This window comes from Pseudomonas sp. Irchel 3F3, assembly GCF_900187545.1.
GTDB lineage: Bacteria > Pseudomonadota > Gammaproteobacteria > Pseudomonadales > Pseudomonadaceae > Aquipseudomonas > Aquipseudomonas fortuita.
This window is the reverse complement of sequence record NZ_FYDS01000011.1, coordinates 1-23710: the sequence shown is the minus strand read 5'-3', so window position 1 is coordinate 23710 and position 23710 is coordinate 1. Positions and strand designations below refer to the sequence as shown.

The 23710-nt window shown below is 62.1% G+C and carries 21 protein-coding genes; 12 read left to right on the top strand and 9 right to left on the bottom strand.

What is annotated here, in order from left to right; all coding sequences use genetic code 11:
• Positions 1-244 precede the first annotated feature (244 nt).
• From gcl to CKW35_RS22425, 6 genes are all read left to right on the top strand, one after another.
• Positions 245-2020 (top strand): glyoxylate carboligase, encoded by a 1776-nt coding sequence (gene gcl, locus CKW35_RS22450; protein WP_016488373.1) that lies wholly within the window; start codon positions 245-247, stop codon positions 2018-2020.
• 54 nt (positions 2021-2074) lie between these two features.
• Positions 2075-2899, top strand: a complete 825-nt coding sequence (hyi, locus tag CKW35_RS22445; RefSeq protein ID WP_016488374.1) for a hydroxypyruvate isomerase — start codon at positions 2075-2077, stop codon at positions 2897-2899.
• An 89-nt stretch (positions 2900-2988) separates the two neighbouring features.
• Positions 2989-3882 (top strand): 2-hydroxy-3-oxopropionate reductase, encoded by an 894-nt coding sequence (locus CKW35_RS22440; protein WP_016488375.1) that lies wholly within the window; start codon positions 2989-2991, stop codon positions 3880-3882.
• Between the two features lie 178 nt (positions 3883-4060).
• Positions 4061-5335, top strand: coding sequence for a glycerate kinase (locus tag CKW35_RS22435; RefSeq protein ID WP_024717675.1), 1275 nt, complete (start codon positions 4061-4063; stop codon positions 5333-5335).
• Positions 5332-6747 (top strand): pyruvate kinase, encoded by a 1416-nt coding sequence (gene pyk, locus CKW35_RS22430; protein WP_095116909.1) that lies wholly within the window; start codon positions 5332-5334, stop codon positions 6745-6747. Before CKW35_RS22435 ends, pyk begins: the two co-directional genes overlap by 4 nt.
• Positions 6748-6942: 195 nt before the next feature.
• Positions 6943-7818 carry an urea transporter gene (locus tag CKW35_RS22425; protein ID WP_060519362.1) on the top strand — a complete coding sequence of 292 codons (876 nt, stop codon included), beginning with the start codon at positions 6943-6945 and terminating at the stop codon, positions 7816-7818.
• Here CKW35_RS22425 and CKW35_RS28935 read toward each other — a convergent pair.
• Positions 7803-8561, bottom strand: coding sequence for an RHS repeat-associated core domain-containing protein (locus CKW35_RS28935; protein ID WP_095116907.1), 759 nt, complete (start codon positions 8559-8561; stop codon positions 7803-7805). The genes CKW35_RS22425 and CKW35_RS28935 overlap by 16 nt on opposite strands.
• Before the next feature lie 145 nt (positions 8562-8706).
• Here CKW35_RS28935 and CKW35_RS22415 point away from each other — a divergent pair, with 145 nt between their 5' ends.
• From CKW35_RS22415 to CKW35_RS22405, 3 genes are all read left to right on the top strand, one after another.
• Complete coding sequence (locus tag CKW35_RS22415; protein ID WP_095116905.1) at positions 8707-9528, top strand: ion transporter; 822 nt, start codon at positions 8707-8709, stop codon at positions 9526-9528.
• Positions 9529-9745: 217 nt separating this feature from the next.
• A complete protein-coding gene (locus CKW35_RS22410; RefSeq protein WP_016488380.1) occupies positions 9746-10744 on the top strand; it encodes a sulfate ABC transporter substrate-binding protein in 999 nt (332 codons plus the stop codon).
• A 173-nt stretch (positions 10745-10917) separates the two neighbouring features.
• Positions 10918-12942 (top strand): mechanosensitive ion channel family protein, encoded by a 2025-nt coding sequence (locus tag CKW35_RS22405; protein ID WP_095116903.1) that lies wholly within the window; start codon positions 10918-10920, stop codon positions 12940-12942.
• A 119-nt stretch (positions 12943-13061) separates the two neighbouring features.
• Here the strand turns inward: CKW35_RS22405 and CKW35_RS22400 are convergent, their stop codons facing one another.
• On the bottom strand, positions 13062-13988 hold the full coding sequence (locus tag CKW35_RS22400; RefSeq protein ID WP_016488382.1) for a class I SAM-dependent methyltransferase: 927 nt from the start codon (positions 13986-13988) through the stop codon (positions 13062-13064).
• 145 nt (positions 13989-14133) lie between these two features.
• Positions 14134-15030 carry a DMT family transporter gene (locus tag CKW35_RS22395; protein WP_095116901.1) on the bottom strand — a complete coding sequence of 299 codons (897 nt, stop codon included), beginning with the start codon at positions 15028-15030 and terminating at the stop codon, positions 14134-14136.
• 133 nt (positions 15031-15163) lie between these two features.
• Between CKW35_RS22395 and CKW35_RS22390 the strand changes: the two genes are divergently transcribed.
• The 3 genes from CKW35_RS22390 to CKW35_RS22380 all read left to right on the top strand — a co-directional run bounded on the left by CKW35_RS22390 (position 15164) and on the right by CKW35_RS22380 (position 18434).
• Positions 15164-15601 carry an Lrp/AsnC family transcriptional regulator gene (locus tag CKW35_RS22390; protein ID WP_024717676.1) on the top strand — a complete coding sequence of 146 codons (438 nt, stop codon included), beginning with the start codon at positions 15164-15166 and terminating at the stop codon, positions 15599-15601.
• Between the two features lie 555 nt (positions 15602-16156).
• Positions 16157-17689 carry an NCS1 family nucleobase:cation symporter-1 gene (locus tag CKW35_RS22385; protein ID WP_016488385.1) on the top strand — a complete coding sequence of 511 codons (1533 nt, stop codon included), beginning with the start codon at positions 16157-16159 and terminating at the stop codon, positions 17687-17689.
• Positions 17690-17705: 16 nt separating this feature from the next.
• A complete protein-coding gene (locus CKW35_RS22380; RefSeq protein WP_016488386.1) occupies positions 17706-18434 on the top strand; it encodes an aspartate/glutamate racemase family protein in 729 nt (242 codons plus the stop codon).
• Positions 18435-18492: 58 nt separating this feature from the next.
• On the opposite strand, the gene CKW35_RS22375 is transcribed toward CKW35_RS22380, so the two are convergent.
• The 6 genes from CKW35_RS22375 to CKW35_RS22350 all read right to left on the bottom strand — a co-directional run bounded on the left by CKW35_RS22375 (position 18493) and on the right by CKW35_RS22350 (position 23401).
• Positions 18493-19686 carry a D-amino acid dehydrogenase gene (locus tag CKW35_RS22375; RefSeq protein ID WP_095116899.1) on the bottom strand — a complete coding sequence of 398 codons (1194 nt, stop codon included), beginning with the start codon at positions 19684-19686 and terminating at the stop codon, positions 18493-18495.
• Between the two features lie 44 nt (positions 19687-19730).
• A complete protein-coding gene (locus tag CKW35_RS22370) occupies positions 19731-20393 on the bottom strand; it encodes a hypothetical protein (protein ID WP_016488388.1) in 663 nt (220 codons plus the stop codon).
• A 207-nt stretch (positions 20394-20600) separates the two neighbouring features.
• Positions 20601-20939 (bottom strand): FKBP-type peptidyl-prolyl cis-trans isomerase, encoded by a 339-nt coding sequence (locus tag CKW35_RS22365; RefSeq protein ID WP_016488389.1) that lies wholly within the window; start codon positions 20937-20939, stop codon positions 20601-20603.
• An 82-nt stretch (positions 20940-21021) separates the two neighbouring features.
• Positions 21022-21429, bottom strand: coding sequence for a GFA family protein (locus CKW35_RS22360; protein ID WP_016488390.1), 408 nt, complete (start codon positions 21427-21429; stop codon positions 21022-21024).
• Positions 21430-21622: 193 nt separating this feature from the next.
• The gene (locus CKW35_RS22355; RefSeq protein WP_095116897.1) at positions 21623-22411 is read right to left on the bottom strand and encodes a PhzF family phenazine biosynthesis protein; all 789 of its coding nucleotides are present in this window, start codon (positions 22409-22411) and stop codon (positions 21623-21625) included.
• A gap of 51 nt (positions 22412-22462) precedes the next feature.
• A complete protein-coding gene (locus tag CKW35_RS22350) occupies positions 22463-23401 on the bottom strand; it encodes a 2-hydroxyacid dehydrogenase (protein WP_016488392.1) in 939 nt (312 codons plus the stop codon).
• Between the last annotated feature and the right edge of the window lie 309 nt (positions 23402-23710).

The following is a 23710-nucleotide window of genomic DNA, read 5'->3' as shown; positions in this document are numbered from 1 at the left end:
TCTTGTTGTGAGAAGCCCTGAGGGCAGTTGAAAACCGATAGGGCAAATAGAACACAACGAAAGGCATTTTTGTATACAATATTTTGAAACGATCGTATGCGATGGCGCAAATAGCCGTTTTCACGGCCGCTCTGACGAATCCTGGCCCACCCGATGAAAACCCATTGACCTGAGCCGCCAGCCGTGAATACACTCTATCGCAAAGCAAGTTGTATACAATTACAAAATCGATGAGGCACAACCCATGAGCAAAATGAGAGCAATCGATGCAGCCGTTCTGGTCATGCGCCGTGAAGGTGTAGATACCGCGTTCGGCATCCCAGGGGCTGCCATCAACCCGTTGTACTCGGCCCTGAAGAAAGTCGGTGGCATCGATCACGTCCTCGCTCGCCACGTCGAAGGTGCCTCGCACATGGCCGAGGGCTACACCCGTGCCAACCCGGGCAACATCGGCGTGTGCATCGGCACTTCCGGGCCAGCCGGCACCGACATGGTCACCGGCCTGTACAGCGCCTCGGCCGACTCCATCCCGATTCTCTGCATCACCGGCCAGGCCCCGCGTGCACGCCTGCACAAAGAAGACTTCCAGGCCGTCGACATCACCAGCATCGTCAAGCCGGTGACCAAGTGGGCAACCACCGTTCTGGAGCCAGGCCAGGTGCCTTACGCCTTCCAGAAGGCCTTCTATGAAATGCGCACCGGCCGCCCAGGCCCGGTACTGATCGACCTGCCGTTCGACGTGCAGATGGCCGAAATCGAATTCGACATCGACGCCTACGAGCCGCTGGCCGTCAACAAGCCGTCCGCCACTCGCGTACAGGCTGAAAAAGCCCTGGCCCTGCTCAACGACGCCGAGCGTCCGCTGCTGGTAGCCGGTGGCGGCATCATCAACGCCGATGCCAGCGACAAGCTGGTTGAGTTCGCCGAACTGACCGGCGTACCGGTAATCCCGACCCTGATGGGCTGGGGCACCATCCCGGACGACCACGCACAAATGGTCGGCATGGTCGGGCTGCAAACTTCGCACCGCTACGGCAACGCCACCCTGCTCAAATCCGACCTGGTGTTCGGTATCGGTAACCGCTGGGCCAACCGCCACACCGGCTCCGTCGATGTCTACACCGAAGGCCGCAAGTTCGTGCACGTCGACATCGAACCGACCCAGATCGGCCGCGTATTCACCCCGGACCTGGGTATCGTGTCCGACGCCGGCAAGGCCCTGGACGTGTTCCTGGAAGTGGCCCGCGAGTGGAAAGCCGCTGGCAAACTGAAAGACCGTGCTGCCTGGCTGGAAGACTGCCAGCAGCGCAAAGCCAGCCTGCAACGCAAGACCCACTTCGACAACGTGCCGGTCAAGCCGCAGCGCGTGTACGAAGAGATGAACCAGGTATTCGGCAAGGACACCACCTACGTCAGCACCATCGGTCTGTCGCAGATTGCCGGCGCGCAGTTCCTGCACGTTTACAAGCCACGCCACTGGATCAACTGCGGCCAGGCCGGCCCGCTGGGCTGGACCATTCCTGCCGCACTGGGTGTAGTGAAAGCAGACCCGAAACGCAAGGTGGTCGCGCTGTCGGGTGACTACGACTTCCAGTTCATGATCGAAGAACTGGCAGTTGGCGCGCAGTTCAACCTGCCGTACGTCCACGTACTGGTGAACAACGCCTACCTGGGTCTGATCCGTCAGGCGCAGCGTGGCTTCGACATGGATTACTGTGTACAACTGGCGTTCGAGAACATCAACTCGACCGACGCCGCCACCTACGGTGTCGACCACGTTGCAGTGGTCGAAGGTCTGGGCTGCAAGGCCATTCGCGTATTCGAGCCGGCTGAGATCGCCCCTGCCCTGCTCAAGGCACAGAAGATGGCCGAAGAGTTCCGCGTGCCGGTCGTGGTCGAAGTGATCCTCGAGCGCGTGACCAACATTTCCATGGGCACCGAGATCAACGCGGTCAACGAGTTCGAAGACCTGGCGCTGGTCGGCAACGACGCGCCAACCGCCATCTCGATGCTGGACTGATCGCCTGACGCCCCCAGGCACGCCCTGGGGGCCTTCAACGCAAGGAGACAACTCATGCCTCGCTTCGCTGCCAACCTGTCCATGCTGTTCACCGAACAGGACTTCCTGGCCCGCTTCAAGGCTGCCGCCGATGCTGGTTTCAGCGGCGTCGAATACCTGTTCCCGTATGACTTCAGCGCTGCCGACATCAAGCAGCAGCTAGAAGCCAACGGCCTGACCCAGGTGCTTTTCAACCTGCCTGCTGGCGACTGGGCCAAGGGTGAGCGCGGTATCACCTGCCACCCCGACCGCATCGAAGAATTCCGTGCCGGTGTCGACAAGGCCATCGAGTACGCCAAGGTGCTGGGCAATACCCAGGTCAACGCCCTGGCCGGCATTCGCCCACAAGGCCCGGACTGCGCCACCGTGCGCAAGACCTTCGTGGAGAACCTGCGCTACGCCGCCGACAAGCTCAAGGCTGCCGGTATTCGTCTGGTCATGGAAATGATCAACACCCGCGACATCCCGGGCTTCTACCTGAACACCACCCAGCAGGCGCTGGAAATCCAGGCTGAAGTGGGCAGTGACAACCTGTTCCTGCAGTACGACATCTACCACATGCAGATCATGGAAGGTGACCTGGCTCGCACCATGGAAACCAACCTGCAGCTGATCAACCACATTCAGCTGGCCGACAACCCGGGCCGTCACGAGCCTGGTACTGGCGAAATCAACTACCGCTTCTTGTTCGAGCACCTGGACCGCATTGGCTACCAGGGCTGGGTGGGCGCGGAGTACAAGCCCAAGACCACCACCGAAGCGGGCCTGGGCTGGCTGAAAACCCATGTGGGAGCGGGCTTGTCCCGCGAAAGCGCCCGCAAAGACACCTCCATTGCCTGACCGATCGCATTCGCGGGGCAAGCCCGCTCCCACAGGGTTTTGTGGCAGCCCCGCAGTCAGGTATCAACAAATATAAGAGGCACATTATCATGGCTAAAATCGGTTTCATCGGCACCGGCATCATGGGCAAGCCCATGGCCCAAAACCTGCAAAAAGCAGGTCACAGCCTGTTCGTTTCCACCCACCACGACGCCGCGCCAGCCGACCTGATCGCCGCCGGTGCAGTGGCCCTGGCCAACCCGAAAGAAGTTGCCCAGGAAGCCGAATTCATCATCGTCATGGTGCCGGACACCCCGCAGGTGGAAGCCGTACTGTTCGGTGAAAACGGCGTTGCCGAAGGCGTGGGCCCGAACAAGGTCGTGATCGACATGAGCTCGATCTCGCCTACCGCCACCAAAGCGTTCGCCGAAAAAATCAAGGCAACCGGCGCAGCCTACCTGGACGCCCCGGTGTCCGGTGGTGAAGTCGGCGCCAAGGCCGCGACCCTGAGCATCATGGTCGGTGGCTGCCCGAAAGCCTTCGAGCGCACCCTGCCGCTGTTCGAAGCCATGGGCAAGAACATCACCCGCGTGGGTGGTAACGGTGACGGCCAGACCGCCAAGGTTGCCAACCAGATCATCGTCGCCCTGAACATCCAGGCCGTGGCCGAAGCCCTGCTGTTTGCCGCCAAGAACGGCGCCGACCCGGCCAAGGTGCGTGAAGCACTGATGGGCGGCTTTGCTTCGTCGAAAATCCTCGAAGTGCACGCAGAGCGCATGATCAAAGGCACCTTCGACCCAGGCTTCCGCATCAACCTGCACCAGAAAGACCTGAACCTTGCCCTGCAAGGTGCCAAGGAACTGGGCATCAACCTGCCCAACACCTCCAATGCCCAGCAAGTGTTCAACACCTGCCAGGCCCTGGGTGGCGGTAACTGGGACCACTCGGCGCTGATCAAAGGCCTGGAGCACATGGCCAACTTCTCGATCCGCGGCGACAAGTAAGTTGTAGACCGTACCGGCCTCTTCGCGGCGGTTCGGCGCGAAGAAGCCAACACCGCTGAACCTGCGACCACAGGTTCAGCGGGAGCACCGAGCAACACCCGCCCCTGGTTCGGCCTGCACGGAGGCAGTTCCAGGGGCGTTTTTGGTTTTGCAGAACAACAATAACTGGGAGCCTGCCATGTCGGTCGATCCGCAAAAAATTCTCCGCGAGCTGTTCGACACAGCCATCGCTGCCGCCCACCCCCGCCAAGTCCTCGAACCCTACCTGCCCGCCGACCGTAGCGGCCGGGTCATCGTCATCGGCGCCGGCAAGGCCGCAGCCGCCATGGCCGAAGTGGTCGAGAAAAGCTGGCAGGGCGAAGTTTCCGGCCTGGTCGTGACCCGTTACGGCCACGGCGCCAACTGCCAGAAGATCGAGGTGGTCGAAGCCGCCCACCCGGTCCCCGACGCGGCCGGCCTGGCGGTAGCCAAGCGCGTGCTGGAGCTGGTCAGCAACCTCAATGAAGACGACCGCGTCATCTTCCTGTTGTCTGGCGGTGGTTCCGCCCTGCTGGCACTGCCGGCCGAGGGCCTTACCCTGGCCGACAAGCAACAGATCAACAAGGCACTGCTCAAATCCGGCGCCACCATCGGCGAGATGAACTGCGTGCGCAAGCACCTCTCGGCGATCAAGGGCGGCCGCCTGGCCAAGGCCTGCTGGCCGGCCACGGTCTACACCTATGCCATTTCCGATGTACCGGGCGACCTTGCCACCGTGATCGCCTCTGGCCCCACCGTGGCCGACCCGAGCACGTCGGCTGACGCCCTGGCTATTTTGAAACGCTACAACATCGAAGCGCCCAAAGCAGTCATCGACTGGCTGAACAACCCGGCTTCGGAAACCGTCAAGGCCGATGACCCGGCCCTGGCTCGCAGCCACTTCCAGCTGATTGCCAAACCCCAGCAATCGCTCGAAGCCGCTGCGGTAAAAGCCCGACAGGCAGGTTTCAGCCCGCTGATCCTCGGCGACCTGGAAGGCGAATCACGCGAGGTGGCCAAGGTGCACGCCGGTATCGCCCGGCAGATCGTCCAGCATGGCCAGCCACTGAAGGCACCCTGCGTGATCCTGTCAGGCGGCGAAACCACTGTGACCGTACGCGGCAATGGCCGTGGCGGGCGCAACGCCGAGTTCCTGCTCAGCCTCACTGAAAGCCTGAAAGGCCTCGCAGGTGTATACGCCTTGGCCGGCGACACCGACGGCATCGATGGCTCGGAAGAAAACGCCGGTGCCTTCATGACCCCAGGCAGCTACGCCCGCGCCGAGGCCCTGGGCCTGTCGGCCAGCGACGAGCTGGACAACAACAACGGCTATGGCTATTTCGCCGCGCTGGATGCGCTGATCGTCACCGAACCGACCCGCACTAACGTCAACGACTTCCGCGCCATCCTGATCCTCGAGACTGCCCAATCATGACGCCTGATAAAAAAGTAAAGATCCTCGCCACCCTCGGCCCTGCGATCAACGGCATCGACGACATCCGCCAACTGGTCGAAGCCGGGGTGAACATCTTCCGCCTCAACTTCAGCCACGGCGAACACGCTGACCACGCCCTGCGTTCCCAGTGGATCCGCGAAGTGGAGCAGCAACTGAACTACCCGCTGGGTATCCTCATGGACCTGCAGGGGCCGAAGCTGCGCGTGGGCCGCTTCGCTGAAGGCAAGGTGCAGCTGCAACGCGGCCAGGCCCTGCGCCTGGACCTGGACAAGACCCCGGGCGACAGCCGTCGGGTCAACCTGCCACACCCTGAAATCATCGCAGCCCTTGAGCCCGGCATGGACCTTTTGCTGGACGACGGCAAGCTGCGCCTGCGCGTCACCGCCAAGCACAACGACGCCATCGACACTGAAGTGCTGAACGGTGGCGAGTTGTCCGACCGCAAGGGCGTCAACGTACCGCAAGCAGTACTCGACCTGTCCCCGCTCACCGAAAAGGACCGCCGCGACCTGGCCTTTGGCCTGGAACTGGGCGTGGACTGGGTGGCCCTGTCGTTTGTACAGCGCCCTGAGGACATCGTTGAAGCCCGCCAGCTGATTGGCGACCGTGCCTACCTGATGGCCAAGATCGAGAAGCCGTCGGCAGTCGAACAACTGCAAGCCATCGCCGAACTGGCAGACGCAATCATGGTGGCCCGCGGTGACCTTGGCGTGGAAGTGCCGGCCGAAAGCGTGCCGCAAATCCAGAAGCGCATCATCAGCACCTGCCGCCAGCTGGGCAAACCGGTGGTGGTGGCCACGCAGATGCTCGAGTCCATGCGTTTCTCCCCAGCGCCGACCCGGGCCGAAGTCACCGACGTGGCCAACGCCGTGGCCGAAGGTGCCGATGCGGTCATGTTGTCGGCTGAGACTGCCTCGGGTGACTACCCGTTGGAAGCCGTGCAGATGATGAGCAAGATCATACGCCAGGTGGAAAACGGCCCGGACTACCAGGCCCAGCTCGACGTTGGCCGGCCAAAAGCCGAGGCCACCGTGTCGGACGCCATCAGCTGCGCCATCCGCCGCATCAGCGGCATCCTGCCGGTGGCGGTGCTGGTCAACTACAGCGAGTCGGGCGCCTCGACCCTGCGCGCTGCACGCGAGCGGCCACGGGCACCGATCCTCAACCTGACACCGAACCTGAACACCGCGCGCCGCCTCAGCGTGGCCTGGGGCGTGCATTCGGTGGTCAACGACCGCCTGCGTCAGGTGGACGAGGTGGTTTCCACCGCCCTGGAGATTGCCCAGGCGCAAGGCATGGCCAGCCGTGGCGACACGCTGCTGATCACTGCCGGTGTGCCTTTCGGCAAGCCAGGCTCGACTAACACGCTGCGGATCGAGACTTTGATCTGATCCAAAGGCCCTTTCGCGGGGCAAGCCCGCTCCCACAAGTACGCCGCTGTCCCAAGGAAAGCGCTTTACCTGTGGGCGCGGGCCTGCCCCGCGAATGGAGGGCAAAGCCCTCCCCTTGCACCACGACAACAAACCTGCGGAAAAACGAGGCCCAAAGAGGCCCACCGCTCCCCCATCAACCTCACTGACTGCCCCATGTACACCAAAAATTTCGTCAACCCGTGCCCTGACTGGGCCACGGCGTTACTCAACGGCTTCAGCCAGGTGCTGCTGCTGCGCAACCCCCTGTGCGGCCTGTGCTGCCTGCTGGCCATCCTGCTGACCGCGCCCGACCTGGTCGGCGGCGCCCTGCTCGGCGCCCTGGCCGGCCTGCTCACCGCCCAGGCCCGCGGCTACGACCGCGCCGACCGCCAGGCCGGGCTGTACTGCTACAACGGCGTGCTGATCGGCATCCTGATCAGCGCCGTGTTGCCCTGGTCGGTCATGCTGCCGCCGCTGATCATCGCTGCCGGCGGGCTGTCCAGCATCATTACCCACCAGTGGCGCAAGCGCGGCGGCAAACTGCTGATCGCCTACACCGCGCCGTTTGTGCTGCTGGGCTGGGCCACCCTGCTGATCACCAGCCCCGCCCCCAGCGGCTTCGTCGAAGCCGACCCGCTGCAGGCCCTGGCGCGTGGTGTGGGTCAGATCTTCCTGCTCGACCAGCCCTGGGCCGGCTTGCTGATCATTGTCGGCATGTTCATTGCCAACCCCTATGCGGCAATGTGGGCTGTGATCGGCTCGGCCATCGGTGGCGGTGTGGCGCTGCTCGCCGATCAGGCGCAAGGTGCCTGGTTGGGGCTACACGGTTTCAACGCAGCCTTGGCGGCACTGGCCTTCAGCAGACAAGGTGAAAAGCCGTGGGTGACGCTGCTGGCGATTGCCCTGGCCTTGCTGCTGCAACCGCTATTCAAGCTGCTGCCGGTTCCTGGCCTGACCGCGCCCTTTGTCGCCGCCTGTTGGCTGATGCATGTAGCGGGTCACCTAGGTCACAGGACACAGAAAGACAGCTCACATCAATTACCGAACTGACTGGGGGCTGCAGATATCCACTCCGTCTCTGACGGCTGCCTAATGGGGGCTGGATCGGGTGCCGAGGACATCCTCTTTGGTAGGCCCCGGGGCGGAAGTGGGGGCGGTGGCGAGGGCGGAGGTAGAGGATGAAGAGGCTTCGGAAGACGGCGTAGCGCTAGCTGCTCATCGATCTTCCTCTGCAGCGCTAGATTCTGTTCTTGAAGGCGAGCATTGTCCGCTTGAGATCGCTCCAACTGTTTCCGAGTAGCGCCCAGACCAGCAACCTTCGCCACCGTAAACCGTCCATCCTTCCCTTTGGAAATCTCGTATCCAGCATTACCAATACCCAAGCTGTAAGCTTCAGAGCTGTTCTCGAAATATTTCTTCACTCCTGGTTTGAAAGTGCTCGGTATGCCTAAGCGCTTAAACTCAGCAGTTAGCCCAGTTTTCATACTTTTCATCTGACCTGACGGGTCAGAGCTGTTTATCGGATCACCCTCACAATAACAGTAAGCATTCAGCCCACCCTGCCCAAAAGGGCTTAAACCATCCGGGCTGTGAAAGCGCATAAAAATGGGGCTATAAAATCGGTGGCCATTGCCCAGCGCATAGGCTTGCAAGGTACCATCGTGCCTTTCGCCATTGAAACCTACTGAAGGAATCGGCCAATTCAGTGAATACCCATAAGCTGTGTATGACCGTATCCACTTCGCCTGACCACCCTCGACAGCGATTTGCTCGGGTAACTGTCCATTGTTCATTTCATACTCGCCTCATGCCCCCTGACCCTAAGCTATTCTGGTCCAGCCAATCCGATCCGGAAAACTAGCAATTTTAACAGCTCATTCGTTGCAGCCTTGGGCAAAGACCCTCTAGGCTTGCTGCTTCGTTTTCGGAACACAACCCATGCCCCCTCCGCTATCCCTGCGCGAACGCCTCTACATCATGGTCTTCCAGACCGACACCGTAGCCGGTCGCCGCTTCGACAAAATCCTCTTGTTGATCATCCTGGCCAGCTTGGTCACTGTCATCCTCGACAGCATTGACGAAGTGCACCAGGGCTACTCCGGCGTGCTGGCGGCCATCGAATGGGGCTTTACTGCCGTTTTCCTGGCCGAGTACATCACCCGCCTGTACTGCTCGCCCAAGCCCTTGCGCTATGCCTTCAGTTTTTATGGCCTGGTCGACCTGCTGGCGATCGTCCCCGGGATCATCGCCCTGTACTACAGCGACGCCCAGTACCTGCTGATCATCCGGGTCATCCGCATGCTGCGGATCTTCCGCGTGCTCAAGCTCAGCCCGTACCTCAAGCAGGCCAACTACCTGATGGAGGCGCTGCGCGGTAGCAAGCAGAAGATCATCGTGTTCCTGGTCAGCGTATCGACCCTGGTAACGGTGTTCGGCACGCTGATGTATGTGATCGAAGGCCCGGAACATGGGTTTACCAGCATCCCCAAAGGCATCTACTGGGCCATCGTCACCCTCACCACCGTGGGCTTTGGCGATATCGTGCCAAAGACGCCGCTTGGGCAGGTGCTGTCGTCGCTGGTGATGATTACCGGTTACTCGATCATTGCTGTGCCGACCGGCATCTTTACCGCCGAACTGGCCAATGCCATGCGCGGGGAGCAGTTGCAGCATGATTGCCCGACGTGTCACAAGAAGACGCATGAGCATGGGGCGGCGTTCTGTTCCCGGTGTGGGAATGGGCTGTTTCCTAAACAATGATGCTGCCTGTACTGGCCCTTTCGCGGGCACGCCCGCTCCCACAGATACCATGCAATTTTCAGGTTTGTGGTGGTCCTGTGGGAGCGGGCGAGCCCGCGAAGAGGCCGGGACTGGCAACGGCATAACCAAAGTGTTTTTTGTTCTTTATCCCGCTTCAAGCCACCCGCTATAGTCGCTGGCACTCTGCCCCAAAACCCTTCAAGAACAAGGAAGCAACGTGAAAAAACTCTTCACCGCCTCGCTGCTCGCCGCAGGCCTGGCCCTGGGCAACCTCGCCCAGGCCGCCCCCACCCTGCTGAACGTTTCCTACGACGTGATGCGCGACTTCTACAAGGACTACAACCCGGCCTTCCAGAAGCACTGGGAAGCCGAGCACAAAGAGAAGGTCAACGTGCAAATGTCCTTCGGCGGCTCGAGCAAACAGGCGCGTGCGGTAATCGATGGCCTGCCAGCCGATGTCATCACCATGAACATGGCCACCGATATCAACGCCTTGGTCGACAATGGCAAGCTGGTGCCGGATAACTGGGTCACCCGCCTGCCGAACAACAGCGCGCCGTTCACCTCGGCCACTGTGTTCATCGTGCGCAAGGGCAACCCAAAAGCCCTGAAAGACTGGCCCGACCTGCTCAAGGACGGCGTGCAGGTGATCGTGCCCAACCCGAAAACGTCGGGTAACGGCCGCTACACCTACTTGTCGGCCTGGGGCTATGTGCTCAAGCAAGGCGGCGACGAGGCCAAAGCCCGTGATTTCGTTGGCAAGTTGTTCAAACAGGCGCCAGTGCTGGACACCGGTGGCCGTGCCGCCACCACCACCTTCATGACCAACCAGATTGGTGATGTGCTGGTCACCTTCGAGAACGAAGCCGAAATGATCGCCCGCGAGTTCGGGCGCGACCAGTTCGAAGTGGTCTACCCAAGCGTGTCGGCCGAAGCCGAGCCACCTGTCACTGTGGTCGACAAGGTCGTGGCGAAGAAAGGTACCCAGGCTGTGGCCGAGGAATACCTGAAGTACCTGTGGTCGCCAGCAGCCCAGGAGATCGCCGCCACCAACTACCTGCGCCCGCGTGATGCGACGGTACTGGCCAAGTACACCGACCGCTTCCCCAAAGTGGAATTCCTGTCGGTGGAGAAGACCTTCGGTGACTGGCGCACCGTGCAGAAGACCCACTTCAACGATGGTGGCGTGTTCGACCAGATCTATACCGGCCAGTAATTGATGCAGGCAGGTACTGCACAATGCCCGCAGCGTGTGCAGTACCTGTAGGAGCTGGCTTGCCGGCGATAGGGCCAGTTGCTTTGACACACTTCTTCGAACTTTCTTCATCAACCGACAATCAGTTCCTTGAGTAACCCTGCCCCGCTCACCCCGGCCCAAGGAGTACTCCAGTGCTGCGCTTTCTCTCAACCCTGCTGCTCGGCTGCCTGCTGAGCACCCACCTGCTTGCCGCTGACCCCGCCCCCACCGAAGAACAACCCGCCGAACCCGCACCGGTCTTGCAAGGCGGCCTGCTGGGCGCCCTGGCCGACGGCCTGGACAGCGCCGCACAGGAACTCGACCTTGATGCCCATCTGGTTGATGCCTGGCGCCTGCGCACCGACCGCGCCGCCAAGGAGGTCGAGCGCCTGGTTGACCGGCACTCGGCCGACGACTCGCTGCATCTGATCGGCAACTTCATCCTGCTTACCCTGACTTGGGCCGCCAGCTTCGCCGCATTCACCAGCCTCGGCCGGTGGGTCGCCAACCGCGCTTCAGGCAAGCCCTGGCTACGCGAACGCAAGCGCGCCAGCAGCCTGCTCGGCTACTTGCTGCCCTATACCCTGCCGGCATTGGCCAGCTTACCGCTGACACTGTACGCCAGCCGCTTTCTCGACCCGTCGGTAGCGCGCGCACTGGGCCTGAGCCTGGCCTACGCCACCAGCAGCGGCCTGTTCTCGACCTCGATCATCCTGTGCCTGGTGACCCTGTTCGACGCCGGCCACAAACGCGCCGCTGTGGCGGTAATCAAACGCCTGGCCCCCCGCCCGCTGTTCATGATCGGCTTTCTCGCTGCCTGGAGCGATGCCCTGACCAGCCCACAGATTGCCCGCCAGCTTGGCGGCAACATCACCGCCAGCGTCGCCGTGGCCACCGGCCTGATTGCCACCTTCATCTTCGCCAGCCTGGTGGTCCGCCTGCGCCGCCCGGTCGCGCACCTGATCCGCAACCGCGCCTTCAAGGACCGCGTGCAGCATCGCGCGGTGCAGGAAACCCTGCGGATCTTTTCGGTGCTGTGGTATTTGCCGATCCTGCTGATGATCCTGGTGTCGGCCATTCACCTGATCGGCGCCGGCGAAGAAAGCCAGAAAGCATTGCAGAAGGCCTTGCTGACCACAGTGCTACTGGTCTCCACGGTGTTTGTCAGCACACTATTGCAACACCTGCTGGCACCGCGCGACGCAGATACCGGGCAACGGGTACGGCCCTACAGGGAACTGCTGCGCAGCCTGGCCCACGCGCTGCTGCGCATCGCCATGGCAGTGGCCTTCATCGAACTGCTGGGGCGCATCTGGGGCGTTTCGGTGATCGGCTTTGCGCTAAGCAACAGCCTCGGTCAGGCCATCAGCAATTCGCTGTCGAGTATCGGCCTGATCCTGCTGGTCACCTGGCTGCTGTGGGTGGTGCTCGATACTGCCATTCAGGAAGCGCTCAAGCCTGCGGTGGGGCGGCGCGCATCGCGCCAGCCGAGTACCCGGGTACGGACCATCCTGCCGATGCTGCGCAACGCCATCAAGGTCATCCTCATCGTCATCTGCACCATCACCACCATGGCCAACCTGGGGATCAACGTCGCGCCTCTGCTGGCCGGTGCCGGGGTGATCGGCCTGGCCATCGGCTTCGGCTCGCAGCAACTGGTGCAGGATGTGATTACCGGGTTGTTCATTCTGATCGAGGACACCATTTCCATCGGCGATTGGGTCGTGCTTGACTCCGGCCATGCCGGTACCGTCGAGAGCCTGACGATCCGTACGTTGCGCCTGCGCGATGGCAAAGGCTTTGTGCACTCGGTGCCGTTCGGCCAGATCAAAGCGGTTACCAACCAGTCGCGGCAGTTCGCCTATGCGTTCTTCTCGGTGCAGTTCACCTACGACAGTGATGTGGATGCGTCACTGGCACTTATCCATGAAGTGGGCAAGTCGATCAGCGAAGACCCGCTGCTACGCATCAACCTGCAAGGGCCGCTGCAGGTGTTCGGGGTGGACCGCATGGACCTGAACGGGTTTGTGCTGACGGCGCAGTTCCGCACCATTTCCGGCGGGCAATATGCGGTGAGCCGAGCGTTCAACGAGCGGCTGAAGAAGCGGGTGGACCAGACCGACAACGTCAGCTTTGCCCAGGTGTACCCGCTGCCGCTGCAGGCCCTGGGGGCTTGATGCTGTCAGCACTGGCCCTATCGCCGGCAAGCCAGCTCCCACAGGCCCCCACCACATTCAGGGTTGTGCTGCCCCTTGTGGGAGCTGGCTTGCCGGCGATAGGGCCGGTACTGGCAACTTCAGGTCTGGCGGAATACCAAGGCCTTGAGCCCCCCGGCCGGGTCCACATCCGGAAACTCCGGCGGGTTTTCCAGCCGCTCGACAAACGCCAGCGATGGCGCCTGCTCAGCCATCCCCTCGATCAGAAACTCCGGCCCGATCGCCGGGTCGTTGACACACGCCAGCACCGTTCCACCGGCGCTCAGCAACTCTGGCAAACGCCGCAGGATCTTCGCGTAATCCTGGGTCAGCACGAAGCTGCCACGCTGGAAGGTTGGCGGGTCAATGATGATCAGGTCATAAGGCCCGTACTTGCGCACCTTGCCCCACGACTTGAACAGCTCATGCCCCAGATACGCCACCCGCGATGCGTCATGGCCATTGAGGCGGTGGTTGTCCCGACCCCGTGCCAGCGCCGACTTGGCCATGTCCAGGTTCACCACCTGCTCGGCGCCCCCGGCAATCGCTGCTACCGAGAAGCCGCAGGTGTAGGCGAACAGGTTCAGCACGCGCTTGCCCGCCGCCTGCTCGCGCACCCAGCGGCGGCCATAGCGCATGTCGAGAAACAGGCCGATATTTTGCCGCACCCCCAGGTCCAGCAAGTAGGACAGGCCGTCCTCGACCACCTCACGTTGCTGACACGGCTCGCCCAGCAGCCACTGACCAGGGCTGTCGGGCAAGTAGCGGTGCTGGATGAGGATGGCTTGGCCGGCCCATTGCGGGCACTGGGCCAGGTTGCGCAGCATGGCTTCCAGTTCGGCCAGTTGGCCCTCGGGCAGCTCGCGGAAGAGGGCTACCGAGAGCACGCCTTGCAGCCAGTCGACAGTGACCTGCTCCAGGCCTGCCCAGCAGCGGCCACGGCCATGGAACAGGCGGCGGGTTTCCTGCGGGGCAGGGTCGAGGGCGGCGAGCAGGTGTTGCTCCAAGGTGTGAATCGGGGAAGTCATGGTGGGTCGCAGGCTGGCAAAAGCGGCATTCTACCTTGAGGGCCTCTTCACGGGTAAACCCGCTCCCACAGGGACCCCACAGTATTCAGAGCTAAGGTGATCCTGTGGGAGCGGGTTTACCCGCGAAGAGGCCGGCAAGGTCACTTCAATTCTTGACTGCAAGCCGCGCCGGCCGGAACCACCATCCCTGCTGCATCCCCGCCGCTGACAGCAGAATCAGCCCTACCCCCAGCCATTGCAGCGGAGCAAGGCGGTGCCCGAAGGCCACCCAGTCCACCAGAATCGCAGCAATCGGGTAAATGAATGACAGCGCCCCCGTCAACGCCGTGGGCAAACGCTGAATGGCACTGTACAGCAGCACATACATGAGGCCGGTGTGGACGATGCCCAGCGTCAACAGGCTGGCCAGCGCTGGCACTTCACCCGGCAATCCGCCGAGCTTGACCCACGGCGCCAGCACCAGTACACCCGTCGTTACCTGAATCAACGCGATCAGGTGAGGTGGCGTGCCTTTCAGCCGCTTGATGATCAACGCCGCAATGGCATACAAAAACGCCGCACCCAGTGCCAGGGCAATGCCCAGCAAGTATTCCTCACCGCCGCCCTGCCCCGCACCATGGGCGCTGACGATGGCCAACATGCCGAGGAACGCCACGCTAAGCCATGTAAGCTTGGCCAGTGTGATCTTTTCGCCCAGAAACAGCGCTGCCAGCCCCACCAGCATGAACGGCTGCACGTTGTACACCGCGGTCCCGATGGCGATCGACGCACGGGAATACGAGGCAAACAGCAGCAGCCAGTTGCCGACAATGGCCACGCCGCTGGCGATCGCCAACAGGAACGCCGTGCGGCTGATGACTCCGGCCCGCAAAAAGCCGAAAGCGGCGCAAATCACCAGCAGGGTCACGGCACCGAACACGCAGCGCCAGAACACCACCTCGAGCACCGGCTGCCCCGACACCAGCACGAACCAGCCGATGGTCCCGGAAATCAGCATGGCGGCGACCATTTCCAGCGAGCCACGGCGCAACGAACTGTCCATCTCACACCTCCCGTTGTTGATGGCAACAGTATGCAAAGGTTACAGCTCAGCCTTCCAGCGGATAACCAAGGCAGATTTGCAGCCTTGCCTTTACTATCAAGGCAAATTACGCGAATTACCTGACGAGGTGACCATGACCGATGCCATCGACCAACTGTTGATCAATGCACTGATGGAAGACTCGCGCCGCTCGCTCAAAGCCCTGGCGCAAGTCAGCGGGCTGTCCGCGCCCAGCGTCAGCGAGCGCCTGCGCCGCCTGGAAGAGCGCGGTGTGCTGCGCGGTTACACCGTGGAGGTCGATCCGCGCGCCTTTGGTTACCAGTTACAGGCCATCGTGCGCATCCGCCCACTGCCGGGCCAGCTGCAGGAGGTAGAACGGCAAATCATCGCCATCCCCGAGTTCACCGAGTGCGACAAGGTCACCGGGGAGGACTGTTTCATTACCCGGTTGCATGTGCGCTCGATGGAGCAACTGGACACCCTGCTCGACCGCATCAATGTGCTGGCCGAGACCAACACCGCCATCATCAAGAAAAGCCCGGTGAAGCGGCGATTGCCGCCAATGGAATGAATTCGCCTGTCCCGGCCTCTTCGCGGGTAAACCCGCTCCCACAAGTACTGCACCAGATTTGGGCTTGTGATGAACCCTGTGGGAACGGGTTTACCCGCGAAGAGGCTAGCGCAGAAAAACCTGACGATTTTTTGTACACATAAATGTCACCATAAGTGCCATTTTTGTGTGCACTTTCTTCAGAAACGCCCCATTGCGTTACACACTACCCGCAACTAATTTTGACCATTCGATCAACTAAATAGTCGACAGAAAATTTAAACCTGTTCATTCGGTCAATTTATACCTCACTTATTTCATTAACTTATCTTTCAAAAAGATAAGTTCGAAATGTCCATCTGTTACAACTTGCTTTCCCCTGGCATGGAACTCGCTTTTGTGTGTTCGTGTTTTGTATACAACTTAAACAAAACATAAATACACAAGAACCCGCCACGCCGGTCCAAAACCGGCCGCCGCGCCCAGAACCCTGTGATGCCAAGCTGCACCGACGAGGTGGCGAGCCCGTGCGCATGCCCGCTCATCGCAGTCAAAGTGCATCAGGAGCCCGCCGGAATGAGTAGCAGCCTCGACCTTGCCCCTGAACTATCCGTCGCCAGCATCCACCCCGCTTCCAACCTTGTTGGCGAGGTGCCGCAACTGGCGCTGAGCCCGCGCCTGCACAACCGCGACCTTGCCCCGACACGCACCGAAGGGCGGCGCTGGGGTGGCTACAGCATCTTCGCGTTGTGGACAAACGATGTGCACAATATTGCCAACTACTCCTTCGCCATGGGCTTGTTCGCCCTTGGCCTGGGTGGCTGGCAGATTTTGCTGTCGCTGGCCATTGGCGCGGCGCTGGTGTACTTCTTCATGAACCTGTCTGGCTATATGGGGCAGAAAACCGGGGTGCCGTTCCCGGTCATCAGCCGCATTGCCTTCGGCATTCACGGCGCACAGATACCGGCGCTGATCCGCGCAGTCATTGCCATTGCCTGGTTCGGCATCCAGACCTACCTGGCCTCGGTGGTGCTGCGTGTGCTGCTTACAGCCGTGTGGCCGCAAGTGGCGGCCTACGACCACGACAGCATCCTCGGCCTGTCGAGCCTGGGCTGGGCGTGCTTCGTGTCGATCTGGCTGGTGCAGCTGGTGATCCTGGCCTACGGCATGGAGATGGTGCGCCGCTACGAGGCCTTCGCCGGCCCGGTGATCCTGCTGACCGTTGCCGCCCTGGCGGTGTTCATGTACGTCAAGGCCGACGCGCGCATCGCCTGGTCGGTCGCCGAGCCACTGACCGGCGTTGATATGTGGCGCAACATCTTCGCTGGCGGCGCATTGTGGCTGGCGATCTACGGCACCCTGGTACTGAACTTCTGTGATTTCGCCCGCTCCTCGCCGTGCCGCAAGACCATCCGCGTCGGCAACTTCTGGGGCCTGCCGGTGAACATACTGGTGTTTGCCGTGATCACCGTGGTGCTGTGCGGCGCGCAGTTCCAGATCAACGGCCAGATCATCGACAGCCCGACCCAGATCGTCGCCGCCATCCCCAGCACGCTGTTCCTGGTACTGGGCTGCGTAGCCTTCCTGATTGTCACCGTGGCGGTGAACATCATGGCCAACTTCGTCGCCCCGGCTTTCGTGCTCAGCAACCTGGCGCCACGCCACCTGAACTTCCGCCGCGCGGGGCTAATCAGCGCCACGCTGGCGGTGCTGATCCTGCCGTGGAACCTCTACAACAGTCCGCTGGTGATCGTGTACTTCCTGTCCGGCCTGGGCGCCCTGCTCGGCCCGCTGTACGGGGTGATCATGTCCGACTACTGGTTGCTGCGCAAAGGCTGCATCAACGTGCCGGAGCTGTACACCGAGCACCCGACCGGCGCCTACCACTACAGCAAGGGCATCAACCTGCGCGCCGTGGCCGCCTTCGTGCCTGCTGCGTTGCTGGCCATCGTGCTGGCCCTGGTACCCCATTTCCACAGCGTGGCCCCGTTCTCATGGCTGATCGGTGCCGGCATCGCCGCCGTCCTGTACCTGCTGATCGCACCACGCAACCGCCACTACCACGACGTCAGCGGCGAATGCATCGCCGTCGACCACAGCAGCCATTGATCAGGGAGGACTGCCCATGCGTATTCTGATCGCCAACGTCAACACCACCGAAGCCATCACCGAAGCCATTGCCCAACAGGCCCGTGCAGTAGCCGCACCCGGTACCGAAATCGTGGGGCTTACCCCTTGGTTCGGCGCCGAGTCGGTGGAAGGCAACTTCGAAAGCTACCTGGCTGCCATTGCGGTGATGGACCGGGTGCTCGCCTACGAAGGTCCTTACGACGCCGTGATCCAGGCTGGTTACGGCGAACACGGCCGCGAAGGCCTGCAGGAACTGCTGAACGTGCCGGTGGTGGACATTACCGATGCGGCCGCCAGCACCGCGATGTACCTGGGGCATGCTTACTCCGTGGTAACCACCCTGGACCGTACCGTGCCACTGATCGAAGACCGTCTGAAGCTGTCTGGCCTTTATGACCGCTGCGCGTCAGTGCGGGCCAGCGGGCTGGCGGTGCTGGAGCTGGAAGCTGACCCACAACGGGCTGTGGAGGCGATTGTCGAGCAGGCCGAACGCGCCGTGCATGACGACAAGGCCGAAGTGATTTGCCTGGGTTGCGGCGGCATGGCCGGGCTGGACGAGCAGATCCGCCAGCGCACCGGCGTGCCGGTGGTGGATGGGGTGAGCGCAGCGGTGACCATTGCCGAATCGCTGGTGCGCATGGGCTTGAGCACCTCCAAGGTGCGCACCTATGCCACGCCGCGGGTGAAGAAAGTGGTGGGTTGGCCGATGCGCCTAGGCCGCTGATCCTTCATTGGCCTGTACTGGCCTCTTCGCGGGCTTGCCCGCGAAGAGGCCGGTACTATCAACCCATCATCTCGACCAAGCGCTGCGCACTGCCACAGGCCAGTGTAAACCCCAACGCCCCATGCCCCAGGTTCAGCCACAGGTTGCGATACACCGTCCCCCCTATGATCGGCACCCCGGTCGGTGTCGCCGGTCGCATGCCCGCCCACTCCACCGCCTGCCCATAATCCGCAGCCATCGGTAATGTCTCCAGCGCCAGCCGTCGCATGCTCTGCAACCTGCGCTTTTCCACCGATTCGTCGAACCCGACAATGTCCACCATCGCCGCTACCCGCAGCTGCTGCCCCAGGCGGGCATAGACGATCTTGCGTTCATAGTCGGTAAGGCTCACTTCCGGTGCCCGATGCCCAGTGCTGATCGGTGCCGTCAGGCTGTAGCCCTTCAGCGGGTAGACCGGTATCTGCACCCCCGGTAATGTCAAGCTTGGGCCACGATGCCCGGCACACAGCACCAACTGTTCCACGTCCAGTTGCTCGTTGCCCAGTTGCAGCGCTACGACCTGGTCCTGGCGCCGTACCAGCTGCGTCACTGGCCGCCCAAGCAGGAAACGGCATTGCCCCGAAGCGCGCAACAGTGCCTCCAGGCGCTGGCAGAACAAGTGGCAATCGCCCACCTCTTCATCCGCTGTGAACACGCCACCCACAAACGGTGCGCCCTCCAGGGCGGGTTCCAGCGCGCGCAACTCGGCTGCTGCCAGCACCCGCTGGCTGGCCGGGTCCGTCAACTGAGCCCGGCCATGGGCAAAGGCCCGCTCGCTGCGAAAAGCCACCAGCTTGCCATTGCGCCGCCAGTTGAAATCACCCAGGTTCTGGTCCTCGCGCCATTGCGCCAGCACGGCCTGGCTGCGCAGCGCCAGCTCCAGCAGCTGCTCGGCATTTCGGCGATTGACGCTGCGCCGGCAAGCCAGGGTGAATGCCAACAACCAGCGCCACTGCGCCGGGTCCAGGCGCAAGCGCAGGCGCAGCGGCGACTCGCCCTGCAATAGCCAACCCAATGCCTGCCACGGCACCCCGGCATCAGCCAGCGGCGCCACATAGCGATAGGACAATTGCCCGCCATTGGCGAAGCTGGTCGCCGACGCCAAGCTGTCGCGGGCCTCGATCAAATCAACCGACCGCCCTTCACGAACAAGCGCGTAAGCCGTCGCCAGGCCAACCACCCCGCCCCCGATTACCGTTACCCGCTGCTTCATCGCGCTTCCCTGTGGTGGCTTCCTGGCCAAACAGTACCAGCGGATCAGGTCGGGCAGCTATGCGCACCGTCATTCAGGCCCTGGCGCACGTTGCGGCTGAGCAGGCTAGCCTTGCCGTCGTGCCAGGTCAGGGTCAGTACATAGAGGGTGTCGAAGTCATCGCCGTTCCAGTCCTGGGTGATCACCCGCTCTTCACCCAAGGCCTTGCCGGCCACCGTGTTGATCAGTTCAGGCAGGTAGCCGTGGGACCAGGCGGTGTAGATGGTCGCGTTGCGGTATTTGTCGCTCAGTAATTCATCGGCCAGTTCATCGGTGTCGTTGGCGCCGTAGTCGATATTCACCGGCAAGCCGAGGCGGATGGCGCTAGGGGTGATGGTCATCAGCGGGCGGATGTAGCTGTAGCTTTCGTCCTTGCTGCCTTCCTCGACCTGCCGCGAAGGGTTGGCGGCAAACACGTAGTCGGCATTACCGAAGCGCTCTGGCAGCAAGGTTGCCAGGTCCAGTGCGCGATTGAGGCCCTGGCAGTTCAACTGGCCAAGCCCCTCACCCGGCTTCTCCGCATGGCGCAGGAACACCAGGGTCTGTGTGCCATCCACCGGTTGAGCCCGGCTGTCGACAGCCTCCAGCGCCAGCGGTACGCCGACGACCGTGAGTGCCAGGCTCAGTACCAGATGGCGACGACGGCGGAAGAATGTGGGCAACTTCATCAAGGCAGGCTCGTGTGGCAGAGAAAATCGGGTTGACCCGCCACATCGCCCCATCGGTTGCAGGGCGCCCTTGCAGTAAATGCCATCCTTGGCAACGAGTGAGCGTCAGAGTGCCCTGAACCCGTTTGGTTCCTCCCTGGAGGTGGATGCCGTTCCCTAGGCAAGCCTAGATTAGGGGATGGGTGTTGCTAAATTATGTCCGGTGCTTCAATCATCCCGCGTCAGCACTTCCAGCAATTCGATCTCAAAGGTCAGGTCCGAGCCAGGCGGTATCGCCCCCACGCTGCGTTCGCCATAGCCCAAGTGTGCTGGAACCTGCAGTTTGCGCTTGCCGCCAACGCGCATCCCCATCAGGCCCTGATCCCAACCTTTGATCACTCGACCGGTACCAATAACGCACTGGAACGGCTTGCCGCGTGACCAGGACGAGTCGAACTCGCTGCCATCAGCCAGCCAGCCGGTGTACTGGGTGGTGATCAGGGCGCCCTTGACGGCGGCTTTGCCTTCACCCTCGACCAGGTCGATGATCTGCAGTTCTTGGCTCACAGGCACACTCCAACGCTGAAAAACAAAGCCGCCCTTTTCTCAGGAATGCACAGGTTTGGCAAGAAGGATCGACAGGCCACTTTTAACTGCTCTGCTCAAACACTTCTTGACCGGTCAGCTCTTTGGTCTGGTTGGCAAAGCAGTACCAGGCGGGCTTCTGCTCGACAAAAATCTGCAGATCGAAATCCCACTCCTGATCCCCATCCAGCAGGCCGACCGGCACCGCATGGAAGTCATTGGACTTCAGCCGGTAATACAGGTGCGTGCCGCATTGGCCGCAAAACCCTCGCTGCGCCCAGTCGGACGAATCGTAGACATTGGGGGTACGCCCTTCGATGACCGGCGGCTGGCTGCAATGCACCACCAGCAACGGGCCGCCGGTCCACTTGCGGCACATGCTGCAATGGCAGGCGCTGATATGGGTGTTGTCGACGGTGACCTTGAGCGTGGTGGCGCCGCACAGGCAGGTGCCTTGTTTTTCCAGGGCCATGGCTGGCTCCTTGAGCGGAAGATGGGCCAGCAATTATAGATGCCAGCTGCAACGCGGTCGGTGTAGGAGCGGCCTTGTGTCGCGATCGGGCTGCAAAGCAGCCCCTTGGGTGATGCATCTACGCGAAAGCCGAGGGGCGCGCGTTGCGCCGCTCGCGACACAAGGCCGCGCCTACAAAGGATCGCGTGAAGCGTCAGATGTACACAGTGCCGCGCAGGTACAACGCCGCCCGCCCGCTGATGATCACCCGACCATTGCCCGGTACTTCGCACCGCAGCTGCCCTTTACGTGCACCGCCCTGCTCGCAGCTGAGCACCTGCTTGCCCAGGCGCTCAGCCCACACCGGCGCCAGCGAGGTGTGTGCCGAGCCAGTGACCGGGTCTTCATTCACGCCGACCCGCGGGCCGAACCAGCGGGTGACAAAATCAAAGCCACGCCCTGCAGCCGTCACGGCAATGCCGCGCACGTCGAAGGCCGAAAGTGCCACAAAGTCAGGCTTTAACGTATCGAGCAACAGGGCGTCATCAATCACGACGACGTAGTCATCGCTACGGTACACCGCCTGTGCCTGGCTCAGGCCCAGCGCTTGCAACAGGCCCGCCGGGGTTTCCACGATGCCCGGTTGTTTGGCCGGGAAATCCATGGCCAGCAACCCGTCAGCGCCACGGCTGACACGCAATTCGCCACTGCGGGTATTGAAACGCAGCACCTGCGCCTGCTCACCCAGTTGCTCGAACAGCACATAGGCCGACGCGAGAGTCGCGTGGCCGCATAGGTCAACTTCAACGGTCGGGGTGAACCAGCGCAGGTCAAAGGTTTCGCCGTTGCGCACGAAATAGGCCGTTTCCGACAAGTTGTTTTCTTCGGCGATGCGCTGCAGCACATCGTCCGGCAGCCAGGCCTCAAGCGGGATCACCGCCGCCGGGTTGCCACCGAACGGTTCAGCGGAAAAGGCATCGACCTGGAAGATTTCGAGTTGCATGCACACACTCCTTGTTGCCCGGGCCTTGCCAGGCAGATGTCTGAAAAGGGGTTACGGGCGTACCGGGGTCAATACTGGCTCGCCGGCAAAGAAGGCCTGCAGGTTGCGCAGCACCAGGGTCACGGTATCGCGCGCAGCCTCCGGTGACTGGCCGGCAACGTGGGGCGTGAGCACGGTATTGGCCAAAGCCTTGAGGCCTTGGGGTACTGCCGGTTCGTCGTCGAACACGTCCAGCGCGGCGCCCGCCAGCTGACCCTGCTGCAATGCGGTAATCAGAGCCTGCGTGTCGACCACGCTGGCCCGGGCAATATTCACCAGATAGCCATTTGCGCCCAGCGCCTGCAGTACCTGAGCATCGACCAGGTGCTGGGTATTGGCGCCACCGGGAGTGGCCACGACCAGGATGTCGACAGCAGCGGCCAGGTGCAGCGGGCTGTCGTACCAGGTGTAAGGTACATCTTCGCGCGGCGTGCGGCTGTGATAGCTGATGGACATGTCGAAGCCCAGATTGGCGCGCTTGGCAATGGCCTGGCCCACCGCCCCGAGGCCAAGAATACCCAGGCGTTTGCCGCTCACCGAGGGGCTGATCACCCGGTTCCATTCACCGCGCCGGGTGCTGGCATCAGCACGGGGAATGTCGCGCAGTAGTGCCAGCAACAGGGCCAGGGTGTGGTCGGCGACTGCGCTGGCATTGGCACCAGCGCCATTGGTTACGGTGATGCCGCGGGCGGCGGCGGCAACCAGGTCGACTTGCTCGTAGCCGGCGCCGATCACGCAGATGATCTGCAACTTGGGCAATGCGTCGATTTCGGCGGCAGTCAGCCCCAGCGGGCCGCGAGTGAGCACGGCATCGATTTCACTGGCGTGGCGCTGAATGGCCTCGGCGCGCAGTTGCGGTAAGGGGGCACGGATAAGGCGGTAACCGGCCTGCTCCAGCATGGGCAGGTAATCGTCGACGGTTTCTACCAGTACCAGGACTGTCTTGCGCATGCCACCTCCGGGTCAATTCGAGGCGTCATTATGCGGAGTCACCAGCCAGTACAGTCAATTGAAATAACAAGGCAAAACTGTACTGTGCTGCTCCGCTGTAGCCGTTGCTCTTGCTCTTGCTCTTGCTCTTGCTCTTGCTCTTGCTCTTGCTCTTGCTCTTGCTCTTCGCGACTTCAGGAGGCCGAACGCAGGCCTTGCGGAGGGAGGTGACGGGCATGGATGCCCGTCAAGCGCTGGGCCCCAGGATGGGGCCTGCAGCGCGGTCCTCCCGGGAGCGAGGCCGGAGTGAGGGAACCCCGGAGCGCAGCG